14 protein-coding genes and 1 other RNA gene are annotated in these 13907 nt (G+C 63.5%); 8 read left to right on the forward strand and 7 right to left on the reverse strand.

Annotation, left to right across the window (positions count from 1 at the left end; all coding sequences use genetic code 11):
• Positions 1-14: 14 nt before the first annotated feature.
• Complete coding sequence (dnaG, locus tag AC1RRJ_RS01025; RefSeq protein WP_493119843.1) at positions 15-1904, reverse strand: DNA primase; 1890 nt, start codon at positions 1902-1904, stop codon at positions 15-17.
• Between the two features lie 55 nt (positions 1905-1959).
• A complete protein-coding gene (locus AC1RRJ_RS01030; protein WP_493119844.1) occupies positions 1960-2412 on the reverse strand; it encodes a GatB/YqeY domain-containing protein in 453 nt (150 codons plus the stop codon).
• Between the two features lie 132 nt (positions 2413-2544).
• Between AC1RRJ_RS01030 and carA the strand changes: the two genes are divergently transcribed.
• From carA to AC1RRJ_RS01055, 5 genes are all read left to right on the forward strand, one after another.
• Positions 2545-3705 carry a glutamine-hydrolyzing carbamoyl-phosphate synthase small subunit gene (gene carA, locus AC1RRJ_RS01035; RefSeq protein ID WP_493119845.1) on the forward strand — a complete coding sequence of 387 codons (1161 nt, stop codon included), beginning with the start codon at positions 2545-2547 and terminating at the stop codon, positions 3703-3705.
• Positions 3702-4469, forward strand: coding sequence for a hypothetical protein (locus AC1RRJ_RS01040; RefSeq protein WP_493119846.1), 768 nt, complete (start codon positions 3702-3704; stop codon positions 4467-4469). Before carA ends, AC1RRJ_RS01040 begins: the two co-directional genes overlap by 4 nt.
• Positions 4469-7804 (forward strand): carbamoyl-phosphate synthase large subunit, encoded by a 3336-nt coding sequence (gene carB / locus AC1RRJ_RS01045; protein WP_493119847.1) that lies wholly within the window; start codon positions 4469-4471, stop codon positions 7802-7804. Before AC1RRJ_RS01040 ends, carB begins: the two co-directional genes overlap by 1 nt.
• A gap of 97 nt (positions 7805-7901) precedes the next feature.
• Positions 7902-8378 carry a transcription elongation factor GreA gene (gene greA / locus AC1RRJ_RS01050; protein WP_493119848.1) on the forward strand — a complete coding sequence of 159 codons (477 nt, stop codon included), beginning with the start codon at positions 7902-7904 and terminating at the stop codon, positions 8376-8378.
• A 19-nt stretch (positions 8379-8397) separates the two neighbouring features.
• The gene (locus AC1RRJ_RS01055; protein ID WP_088473291.1) at positions 8398-9033 is read left to right on the forward strand and encodes a rhomboid family intramembrane serine protease; all 636 of its coding nucleotides are present in this window, start codon (positions 8398-8400) and stop codon (positions 9031-9033) included.
• A gap of 17 nt (positions 9034-9050) precedes the next feature.
• Here AC1RRJ_RS01055 and AC1RRJ_RS01060 read toward each other — a convergent pair whose 3' ends face one another.
• The 4 genes from AC1RRJ_RS01060 to AC1RRJ_RS01075 are packed head-to-tail and all read right to left on the reverse strand — an operon-like array spanning position 9051 to position 11738.
• Positions 9051-9599: an NUDIX hydrolase gene (locus tag AC1RRJ_RS01060; protein ID WP_493119850.1), complete on the reverse strand. Its 549-nt coding sequence runs from the start codon at positions 9597-9599 to the stop codon at positions 9051-9053.
• 8 nt (positions 9600-9607) lie between these two features.
• Complete coding sequence (locus tag AC1RRJ_RS01065) at positions 9608-10288, reverse strand: TPM domain-containing protein (protein WP_493119851.1); 681 nt, start codon at positions 10286-10288, stop codon at positions 9608-9610.
• Between the two features lie 12 nt (positions 10289-10300).
• Entirely contained in the window at positions 10301-11140 is an 840-nt protein-coding gene (locus AC1RRJ_RS01070; RefSeq protein WP_493119852.1) for a TPM domain-containing protein, read from the reverse strand.
• Between the two features lies 1 nt (position 11141).
• Positions 11142-11738, reverse strand: coding sequence for a LemA family protein (locus tag AC1RRJ_RS01075; protein WP_493119853.1), 597 nt, complete (start codon positions 11736-11738; stop codon positions 11142-11144).
• 122 nt (positions 11739-11860) lie between these two features.
• On the opposite strand from AC1RRJ_RS01075, the gene mscL reads away from it, so the two are divergent.
• Both mscL and ssrA read left to right on the forward strand, forming a co-directional pair.
• The gene (mscL, locus tag AC1RRJ_RS01080; RefSeq protein WP_493119854.1) at positions 11861-12277 is read left to right on the forward strand and encodes a large conductance mechanosensitive channel protein MscL; all 417 of its coding nucleotides are present in this window, start codon (positions 11861-11863) and stop codon (positions 12275-12277) included.
• A gap of 37 nt (positions 12278-12314) precedes the next feature.
• Positions 12315-12671, forward strand: a transfer-messenger RNA (tmRNA) gene (gene ssrA, locus AC1RRJ_RS01085).
• Between the two features lie 72 nt (positions 12672-12743).
• On the opposite strand, the gene AC1RRJ_RS01090 is transcribed toward ssrA, so the two are convergent.
• Positions 12744-13154, reverse strand: coding sequence for a MerR family transcriptional regulator (locus tag AC1RRJ_RS01090; RefSeq protein WP_493119855.1), 411 nt, complete (start codon positions 13152-13154; stop codon positions 12744-12746).
• 104 nt (positions 13155-13258) lie between these two features.
• On the opposite strand from AC1RRJ_RS01090, the gene AC1RRJ_RS01095 reads away from it, so the two are divergent.
• Positions 13259-13894 carry a cation efflux transmembrane domain-containing protein gene (locus tag AC1RRJ_RS01095; RefSeq protein WP_493119856.1) on the forward strand — a complete coding sequence of 212 codons (636 nt, stop codon included), beginning with the start codon at positions 13259-13261 and terminating at the stop codon, positions 13892-13894.
• The last annotated feature ends 13 nt before the right edge of the window (positions 13895-13907 follow it).

Here is a 13907-nt window from a genome sequence, read left to right on the forward strand (position 1 = left end):
GGGCGTAGAGTGGGTCAGCTCTGGCTGCTGTCGGACAGCGCGGCCAGGCGGCGGGTCAAATCCTCGTCCATCGCGCGCAGTTTTTGCTGTCGCGCCAGGCCTTCGTCATCCATCGTGCGCTGAAAATCCGCGGTGGCTTCGGCCAGCCGGGCGCGGATTTCGGGCTGGGTCACCAGCACGCCGATATATTCATCCAGATCGCGAAGCGCCGTTTCCCGCGCCGCTGCGACCTCGTCCTTGCTTTCCAGCCTGCGATTGAACGAGAAGTGCATTCCGTCGGCTCTGAGCAATGTCATCGCCCTATTATACACTTTCATTGGCTCCAATATGGCAAGCAACCCCTCGCAATCAAGCCCTTCCTGACGCATTGCGATGTCAAGCATTATGCCGAGCAGTTCGGCGTCGCCGGAATCGGGCATCGGCAGGCGCGTCAGCACTTCCTCATTGCGCCGTAACGCCTCGGGAAAGCGCAACAATCCGCCGAGCAGGGAGGCTGCATAGGGCGCCCCAATTCCTTCCTGCCCGATCGTACGCGTTTCGTCGCCGGGAGGTTGCAGGCGCGGGTCGGGGGCGAAACGGCGATTGCCGCCGCCGCCGCGCGGCGGGTTCGGCGTCCATGGCTGGCGCTGGGCGCGCTCGGGCTGCTTGCGCGCAAACAGGCCGTCGATTCGTTCGCGGAACGCCTCGCGATAATGGTGGCGGACGTCGGGGTCCTCGACCGCATCGGCGTGGGCGAGCAGCCGGGTCTTGAGCGCGGCGCGTTCCTCGGGCGTGGCGAGCGGACCCGCCGCGACCTCATGCGCCCACAGGCGCTCGACGAGGGGCTGGGCTTCGTCGAGTAGCGCGGTGAAGCCATCGGCGCCGCGCGCGCGGACGATGTCGTCGGGGTCCTGCCCCGGGGGCAGGGTGGCGAAGGCGAGGCTGAAGCCCGGGCGGAGCAGGGGGAGCGCGCGCATCGCGGCGCGCATCGCGGCCTTCTGCCCCGCGGCGTCGCCGTCGAAGCAGAGCACCGGTACCGGTACCATCCGCCAGATCAGCCCGAGCTGCGCCTCGGTCAGCGCGGTGCCGAGCGGGGCGACCGCGTCGGCGATCCCTGCCTCGGCGAGCGCAATGACGTCCATATAGCCTTCGACGACGATAATCCGGTTCGTCTGCCGCGACGCCGGGCTTGCCTTGTCGAGGTTGTAAAGGACGCGGCCCTTGTCGAAGAGCGGCGTGTCGGGCGAGTTCAGATATTTGGGCTCGCCGTCGCCCAAAATACGTCCGCCGAACGCGATCACGCGGCCGCGCGCGTCGCGGATCGGGATCATCAGGCGGCCGCGGAAACGGTCGTACGGCTCTTTGCCCTCGACCGCGATCAGCATGCCCGATTCGACGAGCATCGCGGTCGGGAATTTCTTGAGCGCATCTTTCAGCGCGCTGCGGCTGTCGGGGGCGAGGCCGAAGCCGAAGGCCCGGCGCGTCGGGTCCGAGATGCCGCGTCGGGTGAGATAGTCGCGTGCGGGGGCGCCGTTGCTGCTGTCGAGCTGTTGCGTGAACCAGTCGGCGGCGCCCTGGACGACGTCGCGCAGGCTCGCCGCTTCCTCGGCCTTTTTCGCGGCGCGCGGATCGGCGGCGGGGACTTCCATCCCGGCTTCGGCGGCGAGTTCCTTGACCGCGTCCATGAACGACAGGCCGCGCTGGTCGGTCATCCAGCGGATGGCATCGCCATGCGCCGAGCAGCCGAAACAGTGGTAGAAGCCCTTTTCGTCGTTGATCGTAAAGCTGGGCGTCTTCTCGTTATGGAAGGGGCAGCAGGCCTTGAATTCGCGGCCGGCGCGGGTGACCTTTACCGTGCGCCCGATGAGGGTCGACAGCGTGACGCGCGAGCGCAGTTCGTCCAGCCATTGCGGGGTGAGGGTCATATCTTCGATATGCCTCTGCCAGCACCCGCCCGCAAGCAGGCGGGGAGGGCATGTTTCAGGAGAGCGCCGCCTTCACCCAACCGCTTGCCTTGCTCATATCGAGCTCGGACCCGTGGCGGTCTTTCACCGCGGCCATAACCTTGCCCATATCCTTCAGGCTGGTCGCGCCGAGTTCGGTCGCGATCGCCTTGATCGCGGCTTGCGCTTCGTCGTCGCTGAGCTGTGCGGGCAGGAAGTCTTCGATCACGACGACTTCGGCCGCTTCGATGTCGGCGAGTTCCTGGCGGCCGCCCTGTTCGTACATGGCGATCGACTCGCGGCGCTGCTTGACCATCTTTTGCAAGACGTCGGTGACCATGACATTGTCGTCGGCCGGCGCGGTGCCGGTGCGCAGTTCGATGTCCTTGTCCTTGATCTTGGCCAGCATCAGCCGGATGGTGCCGAGCCGCGCCTTGTCGCCTGCCTTCATGGCGGTAACCTGCGCAGCCTTGATGTCGTCACGAATCATGCGTGTTCCCATATGCTGCAAATTTCGGAAAGGCCCTCTCTAGCGGCAAGATTCCAAATCGGATAGCTTGTGAATCATTTTTTTGAGGCCTACTTGGTCGGCCGTTTAGCCCCCCGACCGGAGCATTTTTAAATGGCACCAGCCAACCCCTCTGCCGCGCCCATTGGAGCGACCGGCGTTCTCGTCCTTGCCGACGGCACTGTCCTGTGGGGGCAGGGCTATGGCGCCGCTGGCGCCGGCGTCGGCGAGATTTGTTTTAACACCGCGATGACCGGTTATCAGGAAATCCTGACCGACCCCAGCTATGCGGGCCAGATCGTCACCTTCACCTTCCCGCACATCGGCAATGTCGGTGCGAACCCGGAAGATATGGAGCGCGACCGGCGCGGGGCGATCGGCGCCATCACGCGCGAACTGCCGACGCTGCCGAGCAATTTTCGCAGCGTCCAGACGCTGCCCGAATGGATGGTCGCCCAGGGCCTGATCGGGCTTGCCGGGATCGACACCCGTGCACTGACCCGCCGCATCCGCGACGCGGGCGCGCCGAACGGGGTGATTGCGCATAGCCCCGGCGGTCAGTTCGACATCGACGAGCTGCTCGCGATGGCACGCGGCTGGGCGGGGCTCGAGGGTATGGACCTCGCGAAAGACGTCAGCCGCACCGACACCGGCGACTGGACCGGCGGCGCATGGACGCTGGGCAAGGGCTATGCCGGCGCGGGCGAGGGCGTGCAGCCGCACGTCGTCGCGATCGATTATGGCGCGAAGGATAATATCTTCCGCAATCTGGTGCAGGCCGGCGCACGCGTCACCGTGGTTCCCGCGACCGCGAGCCTCGACGAAGTGCTGAGCCACAAGCCTGCGGGCGTCTTCCTGTCGAACGGCCCGGGCGATCCCGCCGCGACTGGCGATTATGCGGTGCCGGTGATCGCCGGGCTGCTCGAACGCAATGTGCCGATTTTCGGCATCTGCCTCGGTCACCAGATGCTCGCGCTCGCCGCGGGTGCGAAGACGGTGAAAATGCACCAGGGCCATCGCGGCGCGAACCATCCGGTGCAGCGCGCCGACGATGGCATCGTCGAGATCACCAGCATGAACCACGGCTTCGCAGTCGACGCCGCGACCCTGCCCGCGGGCGTCGTCGAGACGCACAAGAGCCTGTTCGACGGATCGAACTGCGGCATCGCGATCACGGGGAAGCAGGCGTTCAGCGTGCAATATCACCCCGAGGCGAGCCCAGGGCCGCAGGACAGCTTCTATCTGTTTGAGAAGTTTGTCGGCGGGTTGAAGTGAGCATATTTGCTCAATATCTTGCGGTGCTTATGCTCGATCAAGCTGAAAGGCTTGAGGACGAGGCGTTTTCGGGAACTTTTCTCGGCCTCTCCGAGAGGATCACTGAGCTACTTTCCGGCGTAAAAATTGAACGCGATGAAGTCGGGAATGCCTTAATCGCGATGAACGAATTCGGCGGCGCCAATCATTATCCAGACCCGTTGACGGGCGGATATTGGAAGGTGAACTATGACAATTTTCGCTACTACTTTATCCAAGAATCACCTGATTGGGAGGAGAAGGATAAAGAGGGTTATGAGACCATCAAAAACGAGGTTCGCGAAAAATATCCGATACTATTGAACTATGCTGAAAATGGCCGCCAGTATGCGGAAGATATCAAACGTCATCTGATGACGGTCCCAGAAGATCAGTGGGCTCATCTCCGATCCGAGAAAACAGCTTCTGCCGTTCCAGCCGCTGACCGTATTGTAACGCTCCAGCATAACCAGCAAGAAAAGCTTGATACGTCAGCGTCAGAGCTGGTTTCTCTCATCGAGAAGGAAAATAGCATCGATGGCAACGGGCCGCTCCGAGACATAGTTTTGGGGCAGGTTAGGGCTGGCCGCGAGCTCATTAGAGCGCAAACTTTCAGGGCTCAATTGCTCTATGTGACGCTTGTAACGTCCCTTGGAGTTCTGATTGAAAAATACGGACAAACGGCAATTGGGATTGCCGCGTCGAAATTGTTAGAACTTCTGATTGAACAGGTATTCAAATCATAATGCCCAAAAGAACCGACATTAAATCCATCCTCGTCATCGGCGCCGGCCCGATCGTTATCGGTCAGGCGTGCGAGTTCGACTATTCGGGAACGCAGGCGATCAAGGCGCTGAAGGAGGAGGGCTATCGTATCGTCCTCGTCAACTCCAACCCCGCGACGATCATGACCGATCCCGAACTGGCAGACGCCACTTATGTGGAGCCGATCACGCCCGAGATTGTCGCGAAGATCATCGCGAAGGAAACTGCCGCGCATCCGGGCGGCTGGGCGGTGCTGCCGACGATGGGCGGGCAGACCGCGCTCAACACCGCGCTGGCGCTGTTCAACGACGGCACGCTGACCAAATATGACGTCGAGATGATCGGCGCCGATGCCGAGGCGATCGACAAGGCCGAGGACCGGATCAAGTTCCGCGACGCGATGGACAAGATCGGGCTCGAAAGCGCGCGCTCGGGCATTGCCCACACGCTCGACGAAGCGCTGGCGGTGCTCGAACGCACCGGGCTTCCCTCGATCATCCGCCCCAGCTTTACGATGGGCGGCACCGGCGGCGGCATCGCGTATAACCGCGAGGAGTTCGAACATATCGTCCGCGGCGGCCTGATCGCATCGCCGACCACCGAAGTCCTGATCGAGGAATCGCTCCTCGGCTGGAAAGAATATGAGATGGAGGTTGTCCGCGACCGCAAGGACAATTGCATCATCATCTGCTCGATCGAAAATGTCGATGCGATGGGCGTGCATACGGGCGACAGCATCACCGTCGCGCCGGCGCTGACGCTGACCGACAAGGAATATCAGATCATGCGCAACGCGAGCATCGCGGTGCTGCGCGAGATCGGCGTTGAAACCGGCGGGTCGAACGTCCAGTTCGCGGTCAATCCGAAGGACGGCCGTCTGATCGTGATCGAGATGAACCCGCGCGTGTCGCGTTCGTCGGCGCTCGCGTCGAAGGCGACGGGCTTCCCGATCGCCAAGGTCGCGGCAAAGCTGGCGGTCGGTTACACGCTCGACGAGATTATGAACGACATCACCGGGGTCACCCCGGCGTCGTTCGAACCGACGATCGATTATGTCGTCACCAAAATCCCGCGCTTCGCCTTTGAAAAATTCAAGGGCGCCGAGCCGATCCTGTCGACCGCGATGAAGTCGGTCGGCGAGGTGATGGCGATCGGCCGCAACATCCATGAATCGATGCAAAAGGCGCTGCGCGGGCTGGAAACCGGCCTGTCGGGTTTCAACTTCGTCGATCATCTCGTCGGCGCGAGCCACGACCAGATTAAGAGCGAGCTGGCGCGGGCGACCCCCGACCGGCTGCTCAACGCCGCGCAGGCGATCCGCGAGGGCGTGTCGCTGGCCGAGATCAACCGCATCGCGGGTTACGACATGTGGTTCCTCGAGCGGATCGCCGAGATTGTTGCGGCCGAGAACGAGGTCATGGAAAATGGCCTGCCGCGCGATGCGGCCGGGCTGCGCAAGCTCAAGTCGATGGGTTTTTCGGACAAGCGGCTTGCCTATCTGGCGCTCCAGTCGGCGAATTTGCGTCCGGGGTCGAAGATGGCGGCTGCGCGCGGCAGCGGGCTGATCCACGAGGCGGTTAAGGCGATGACCGGCGGCGTGACCGAGGCCGAAGTGCGCGCGCTGCGCCACAAGCTGGGCGTCCGTCCGGTGTTCAAGACGATCGACACCTGCGCCGCCGAATTTGCGGCGAAAACGCCCTATCTTTATTCGACCTATGAGGCCCCGACCTTCGGCGAGCCCGAGTGCGAGGCGAACCCGTCGGAGCGGAAGAAGGTTGTCATCCTTGGCGGCGGTCCGAACCGGATCGGGCAGGGGATCGAGTTCGATTATTGCTGCTGCCACGCGTGCTTCGCGCTTGAGGAAGCAGGCTTCGAAACGATCATGATCAACTGCAACCCCGAAACGGTGTCGACCGACTATGATACGTCGGACCGGCTCTATTTCGAGCCGCTGACCGCCGAGGATGTGCTGGAAATCCTGCACGTCGAACAGTCGAAGGGTACGCTCGTCGGCGTGATCGTCCAGTTCGGCGGGCAGACCCCGCTCAAGCTGGCGCAGGCCTTGTCTGACGCCGGCATTCCGATCCTCGGCACCTCGCCCGACGCGATCGATCTTGCTGAAGACCGCGAGCGTTTCGCGGCGCTGGTCAACAAGCTCGGCCTCAAGCAGCCCGAGAACGGCATTGCGCGCAGCCGCGAGGAAGCGATCGCGGTCGCGACGCGCATCGGTTATCCGGTGCTGACGCGTCCGTCCTATGTGCTCGGCGGTCGCGCGATGGAGATCGTCGACGATCAGGCGCAGCTCGAAAATTATATCGAGACCGCGGTGAAGGTGTCGGGCGATTCCCCGGTGCTGATCGACCGTTATCTGCGTGATGCGATCGAGGTCGATGTCGATGCGCTCTGCGACGGGACCGACGTGGTCGTCGCGGGCGTGCTCCAGCATATCGAGGAAGCCGGGGTCCATTCGGGCGACAGCGCCTGCTCGATCCCGCCGTACAGCCTGCCCGCGGAGACCATCGCCGAAATCGAACGCCAGACCGAAGCGCTTGCGCGCGCTCTGGAAGTCCGCGGCCTGATGAACATCCAGTTCGCGGTCAAAGGCGAAGAGGTGTATCTGATCGAGGTCAACCCGCGCGCCAGCCGCACGGTGCCCTTCGTCGCGAAAGCGGTCGGTTCGCCGATCGCCAAGATCGCGGCGCGGGTGATGGCGGGCGAGAAGCTTGCCGACCTGCCCAAGATCAATCGCGACATCAAGCATGTCGCGGTGAAGGAAGCGGTCTTCCCCTTCGCGCGCTTCCCCGGCACCGACCCGGTGCTCAGCCCCGAGATGAAGTCCACCGGCGAAGTCATGGGAATCGACAGCGATTTCAACCTGGCTTTTGCCAAGGCGCAGCTCGGCGCGGGCGACCGCCTGCCGACCGACGGCCGGGTGTTCGTGTCGGTCAAGGACAGCGACAAGCCGCGCATCGTCGATGCCGTGCGCAAGCTGACCGGCTGGGGCTGGCAGGTCGTCGCGACCGGCGGCACCGCCGATTATCTGACCGAACAGGGCATCGCGATCGAGCGCGTCAACAAGGTCGCCGAAGGCCGGCCGCATATCGTCGACCGGATCAAGGACGGCGATGTCCAGCTGATCTTCAACACCACCGAAGGGTGGCAGAGCCTGCAGGATTCGCAGTCGATCCGCGCCTCGGCGCTGGCGGCGGACATTGCCTATTACACCACGGCAGCGGGAAGCGACGCCGCGACCCACGCGATCGGGGCGCTGCGCGCACGCTCTCTTGAAGTGAAGCCGCTTCAGGACTATTATTGAACATACCGCTCCACCCCCCGACATTGACGGACACAGCGGCATAGCCGCCCGGCGACACTTCGCTGGCGGCTTATTATTGACGAAGGACAACAGGATAATGGCAAGCGTTGAAAAGGTGCCGATGCTGGCGGAAGGCTATGAGAAGATGAGCACCCAGCTCTCTGCGCTCAAGGCCGAGCGGCCGTTGATCGTCGATGCGATCGAGGAAGCGCGTGCGCATGGCGACCTTTCGGAAAATGCCGAATATCACGCCGCGAAGGAACGCCAGGGCCAGGTCGAAGCGACGATCGGCGATCTGGAAGACAAATTGTCGCGCGCGCAGGTGATCGACCCGACGACGCTGTCGGGCGACCGCATCGTGTTCGGTGCGACCGTCACGCTCGCCGACGAAGACGAAAAGCCGGTGAAATACCAGATCGTCGGTCAGGCTGAAGCCGACGCCAAGGTCGGCAAGATCAGCTATAATTCGCCGCTCGGCCGCGCGCTGATCGGCCGCCGCGTCAATGACGAGATCGAAGTCACCGTGCCCTCGGGCGACAAATATTATCTGGTGACGAAAATCGAATTCCTCTGAGCATCGCGGGGTTCGCGCGATGAACCGGCACGGTGCGCCGATTGTCACGGGCTTTGCGCTCGTCTGCGTCGTCGTGTTCGTGCTGCTGTGGATCACCGGTCTGCAGGGCGAGGCATTCGTGCGCGCGGGCTTCATCCCCGCGCGCTTCGGCGCCGAACTGATCGCTCCGCCGGGAACGATGGTGCCGTTCATCCTGACCCCGCTGACGTCGGCCTTTTTGCACGGCGGGGTATTGCACCTCGTCTTCAACCTCGTCGTGCTGCTTTATATTGGTCGCCAGCTGGAAGCGCCCCTGGGGGCGAATGCGATGGCGGCGCTGCTCGTGGGCGGCGCCTATGCCGGTGCGTTTGCGCAATGGGTGGCCGATCCCGGATCGCCGATCGTGATGGTTGGCGCGAGCGGGGCGATTTCGGCGCTGATCGCGGTCTTTGCATTGATCTTCAGCCGCTCGCAGGCGCCCGCGATCGGACCGATCCCCAGCCATTGGGTGCGCGCGCTGTGGCTTGCTGCGGCGTGGATCGGGCTCCAGCTGCTGATCGGTTTTGCCGGCGGCGGCGGTTTTGGCGCCATTGCGATCTGGGCGCATGTCGGCGGGTTTCTCGCCGGGTTACTGCTGGCGCGCCCGCTGCTGCGCTGGCGCTTTGGGGCGCGCTGAGCTCGCTCGCACCGGAATTAGAGAGGCGAGAGCAACCCGCCCGCTAACAGCATCGCCACCCGCACATCGATCCCGCAGCCTTCGGCACGTTTCGCCGCGATGAAATCCGCGATGCCGTTGAGCGGGACGCGGTGGACGATGATATCCTCGCCATCGACCCCGCCGCCTTCGCCGACCCTGGTCAGCCCCTTGGCGACGAGCAGGGTGAAGCTCTCGCTGACCATTCCGGGCGAACTGTAGAATTCGCCCACGGTGCGCCAATGCGCGGCGCGATAGCCGGTTTCTTCCACCAGTTCGCGCTCGGCGGCGATTTCGGATGCTTCGCCTGCCATGTCGTCGCCGACAAGGCCCGCGGGCAGCTCAACGCACCGGACCTTCAACGGCACGCGATATTGTTCGACCAGAATGACATGCCGTCCGTCCGCCGCATCGTCGATCGCGAGGATCACCGCGGCATGGATGCCGCGCGCGCGGGAGACATATTCCCAGCTTCCTTGCTGCTTCACCGTGATGAAGCGGCCTTCCCACCGCGTTTCGATGGGGGTGTCGGGGCCGGGTCGGGTCATCTGCTATCCTAGATTTCGATCAGCCGGTCAGGCAGCTCATTGGGATTTTCGCTGCCACGCGGGAAATGTTCGGCGAGGACGATCCCCATCTGCCGTACCGCTTCGGCCATGCCTTCGCCGGGCTGGCCTGCGCGCACACGCTCAATCAGCGCCGCCATCGCGTCGCCCCAGACTTCGGGAGAGACTTTCGCGGCGATTGCTTCGTCGGCGACGATGTCGGCGCGATGCTCTTTCAGGCTGACGTAGAGCAGGATTCCGGTGCGGCCCATGGTCTTGCCCTCGGTGCCGACCTTGAACAGGTCGATCGCGCGGGCGCGTACGCGCTGGGCGAGGATCGCCCGCGGGGTCAGCGCGAGGCGTAGTGGCCGCCACAACAGGATCAGCCACATGCCGATCCATTTGAGCACGCCGACGGCAATCACCGTCCCGAGCCACTGGTTGGCGGTGAGTTCATGCCCCCAGCCCCCGGTCAGCCTGTCGTAAAGCCCGCGGTAAAATTCGGGGAAGAGTGCGATCACCGACATGGCGACAAAAGCGATGATGCTCGCCCAGACGAGCGCGACATCGTCATAGTCATTCGATTGCGCGGCGATGACGGTGACAATTTCGCCGCTGGTATGCGCTTCTGCCGCGGCGACCGCGTTGGTGACGATATCATGATCGGCGGTGCTGACGTGGCTGACTTTCATCGGTCCGTTCCTCTACCAGCCACCGGAGGCGCCGCCGCCCCCGAAGGAGCCGCCGCCGCCGGAAAAACCGCCGAAGCCGCCACCACCGCCCCCGAAGGAACCGCCGCCGCCCCATGAGGATCCGCCGCCGCTGCCGCCGCCCCAGTCGTCGTCGCCCCAGATGATGATCGGGGCGCCCCACGGACTATGTTTGCGCCGTTTCTTGCCGCGTCGCCCGAGGCTCGACAGCATCGGCAGGACGAAGAAGAAAAAGATGATGAAGCCGACGAAGAACAGCCCGCCGAAATCGCCGTCGTCGGCGCGATCGCGTTCCTGCGACGCCGCCGCAGCGGCCCGCGCGGCAGCTTCCTCGGGCGGCAGCTGAATCTGTTCGGCGATCGCATTGACGCCCGCCTGAATGCCGCCGGGCATGTCGCCGGTCTTGAACAGCGGGGTCACCGTGTCGCGGATGATCCGCCCCGACAGGGCGTCGGTGAGAATGGGTTCGAGGCCGAGGCCGACCGAAATATTCATCCGCCGTTCGTTGGGAGCGATCAGAAAGACGACGCCATCATCCTTCGCCTCGTCGCCAATCCCCCATGCGCGGCCGAGCTTGTAGCCATAGTCGGCGATGTCGTTGCCCGCGAGGTCGCTGACCGTCGCGACGACCAGCTGGTGCCCCGTTGTCGTCTCGAGCTGTTCGAGCTGCGCATTGAGCGCAGCTTCCTCGGCGGGCGGAATGATATCCGCCTGATCGACGACGCGGCCGGTCAGCTTGGGGAAGGTCTGTGCACCCGCGGGCGCGGCCGAAAGCAACAGCAACCCGGTAAGGGTCGCCGTTGCCAGCGGACGGAAAAAGGCGGTGAGGCCCATCTTACTGCCCGAAATCGACCTTCGGCGCGACATTGGCATTGGGGGTGATCGCCTTGTACGGGGTCATCGGCTGCGCGCCATGGACGATCTTGGCCCCGATGATGTCGGGGAAGGTGCGGATCGTCGTGTTATAATCCTGCACCGCGGCGTTATAGTCCTGAACCGACACGTTGATGCGGTTTTCGGTGCCCTCGAGCTGGGTCATCAGGTCGGCGAAACGTCCCTGGCTCTTGAGGTCGGGATAGGCTTCGACGGTCGCAAGCAGGCGACCGAGCGCGCCGGACACCTGGCCCTGCGCCTGCTGGAACGCCTGCACCTTGGCGGGATCGTCGAGGTCGTCGGTCGACAATTTGACCTGCGTTGCCGAGGCGCGCGCCTGGATGACGCCTTCGAGCGTCGATTGTTCGATCTTGGCGGCGCCCTTGGCGGTTTCGACGAGGTTGGGGATCAGGTCGGCGCGGCGCTGGTAGGCGGCTTCGACATTGGCCCATTTGGCTTTTGCGGCCTCTTCCTTGGTCGGAACGCTGTTGATGCCGCAGGCCGACAGGCTCATCGCGGCGACGGGCAGGATCATCCAGCGGGCGGAACGATAGGTCATGGTCGTGGGTCTCCCTCCGGCGGCGTTCTGCCGCAACAATACAGATGATAGGATGCCGCTTGCCTTTGCGCAATCGGCGAGGCATTTTTGGCACATAGATCAACCTTCTGGGGAACAGAAAAATGCTGGGCGAATTCAGGGAATTTATCGCGCGCGGCAATGTCATCGACCTTGCTGTCGGTGTCATTATCGGCGGCGCTTTTGCGACGATCACGGGCTCGCTGACCGAAGATCTGATCATGCCGATCGTCGGCTGGCTGTTCGGCGGGGTCGATTTCTCGAGCATGTTCATCCTGCTCGGCAATGTTCCCGACGGCGTTGCCGCGACCGATTATGTCGCGCTGAAGAAGGCCGGGGTCGCGATGATCGGCTATGGCGCCTTCATCACCGCGGTGATCAATTTCCTGATCCTCGCCTGGATCATCTTCCTGATGGTGAAGATGGTGAACCGGGTGATCCGCAAGGCGCCCGATGCGCCCGCCGGCCCGACCGAAGTCGATCTGCTCGCCGAAATCCGCGACGAATTGCGCAAGAAATAAGGGGATAGACCCCATCGGGGACAAAAAGCCCGTCTGCGCTCTTTCCATGCGCAGGCGGGCTTCCTATATAGGGGGTGCCGGTTTCGACCGGATATGAGGATAAATGGTGTCGTGGAATAGACACAGCGGACCCGGGGGCAGTACCCGGCGGCTCCACCACAAACCCGTATTTCCCTGATGGGTGTGCGGGTTTCTGACGGGGCCGAACCAGGATCGACGTGTGTTCAAAGGCGATATTTTCTTCCGGGCTGAGTAACCCGTTCAAGGCTCAAAACCAATAGGTGCTAACGATAACGAAGCACTCGCTCTGGCTGCGTAACCGTTAGGCCTCACGGCCGAAGGTTATTCAAATAGAACGCGGTTCGGACCGAACCGGGCAACAGAATCGGAAACCAGCGGCTGGGGACGAGCCGGGCAACAGAATCGTCCCACCTTTCCCAAATCACACCGAAGAAGATGCGGGCCGTCAGTGCGCGCTTTCGCACTGCGCATGGTCGCCCAGCGCCTCGATCACCCGGCAGTCGGCAGCGATACCACCGCGGCAGCGGCCGACGATGCGCGACAGCTCTTCGCGCAGGAGGGTCAGCTGCGCGATCTTTTCCTCGACCTGTTCCAGATGGCGGGTCGCGATGCGGTCGGCGTCGGCGCAATCGCGCTCGGGATGGTCGGACAGGTCGAGCAGCGAGCGGATCTCCTCGATCGTGAACCCCAACTCCCGCGAATGGCGCACGAAGGCGAGCCGCGCGCGGTGGGTGTCGCCATAGCTGCGATAATTGGCCGCGGTGCGCGACGGCGCGGGAAGCAGGCCGATCCGCTCATAATAGCGGATGGTTTCGATATTGGTGCCAGTGGCACGCGACAGCTCGCCAATTTTCATCGCTTGACCCTGTAGTTGATACAGGGTGCATATAGGGTGTCGAATCAAGGAACCAAGACGGCTTTCGCCGGAAAGCCGAAGCGAAATGTGAGGAGATACGGGCGATGGCCGATAGTTGTTGCGCGGGGGCCAGTGGCAAGACCGCACTGAACAATCCGCGCTGGAGGCGGATCCTGTGGATCGCGCTGTTGATCAATGCCGCGATGTTCGGCGTCGAGATTGTTGCGGGCGTTGCAGCGGATTCGCGCGCGCTTCAGGCCGATGCGCTCGATTTTCTGGGCGACAGCGCCAATTATGCGATTAGCCTGGGGGTCGCCGGCATGGCGCTCGCCTGGCGCGCGCGGGCGGCTTTGCTGAAGGCTGGAACGATGCTCGTCTTTGGCTTGTGGGTGTTCGGGTCGGCGGCTTGGGGCTTTTTCAGCGGATCGGCCCCGCATGCTGAAACCATGGGGCTGATCGGCGCGCTTGCGCTCGCCGCCAATGTCGTGGTCGCGCTGATGCTCTATCGCTATCGCACCGGCGACGCGAACATGCGCTCGGTGTGGATCTGTTCACGCAACGACGCGATCGGCAATGTTGCGGTTATGGGCGCTGCGCTCGGCGTGTTCGGGACGGGGCAGGGCTGGCCTGACTTGCTGGTCGCGGCGATCATGGCGGGACTCGCGATCTGGGGCAGCGTCGACGTGTTCCGCCAGGCGCGCGGCGAGCTCAGCGGCGGCGCGTCGGAGCAGGCGGCCTAAGCCAGCATTGGCG

Source organism: Sphingopyxis sp. GW821-FHT12C06, from assembly GCF_058807415.1.

Excerpts from the sequence above, each read along its gene's own strand:
- dnaG (WP_493119843.1), bottom strand. The coding sequence starts at position 1,904 with ATGACCCTCACCCCGCAATGGCTGGACGAACTGCGCTCGCGCGTCACG.
- AC1RRJ_RS01030 (WP_493119844.1), bottom strand. The coding sequence starts at position 2,412 with ATGATTCGTGACGACATCAAGGCTGCGCAGGTTACCGCCATGAAGGCA.
- carA (WP_493119845.1), top strand. The coding sequence starts at position 2,545 with ATGGCACCAGCCAACCCCTCTGCCGCGCCCATTGGAGCGACCGGCGTT.
- carB (WP_493119847.1), top strand. The coding sequence starts at position 4,469 with ATGCCCAAAAGAACCGACATTAAATCCATCCTCGTCATCGGCGCCGGC.
- greA (WP_493119848.1), top strand. The coding sequence starts at position 7,902 with ATGGCAAGCGTTGAAAAGGTGCCGATGCTGGCGGAAGGCTATGAGAAG.
- AC1RRJ_RS01055 (WP_088473291.1), top strand. The coding sequence starts at position 8,398 with ATGAACCGGCACGGTGCGCCGATTGTCACGGGCTTTGCGCTCGTCTGC.
- AC1RRJ_RS01060 (WP_493119850.1), bottom strand. The coding sequence starts at position 9,599 with ATGACCCGACCCGGCCCCGACACCCCCATCGAAACGCGGTGGGAAGGC.
- AC1RRJ_RS01065 (WP_493119851.1), bottom strand. The coding sequence starts at position 10,288 with ATGAAAGTCAGCCACGTCAGCACCGCCGATCATGATATCGTCACCAAC.
- AC1RRJ_RS01070 (WP_493119852.1), bottom strand. The coding sequence starts at position 11,140 with ATGGGCCTCACCGCCTTTTTCCGTCCGCTGGCAACGGCGACCCTTACC.
- AC1RRJ_RS01075 (WP_493119853.1), bottom strand. The coding sequence starts at position 11,738 with ATGACCTATCGTTCCGCCCGCTGGATGATCCTGCCCGTCGCCGCGATG.
- mscL (WP_493119854.1), top strand. The coding sequence starts at position 11,861 with ATGCTGGGCGAATTCAGGGAATTTATCGCGCGCGGCAATGTCATCGAC.
- AC1RRJ_RS01090 (WP_493119855.1), bottom strand. The coding sequence starts at position 13,154 with ATGAAAATTGGCGAGCTGTCGCGTGCCACTGGCACCAATATCGAAACC.
- AC1RRJ_RS01095 (WP_493119856.1), top strand. The coding sequence starts at position 13,259 with ATGGCCGATAGTTGTTGCGCGGGGGCCAGTGGCAAGACCGCACTGAAC.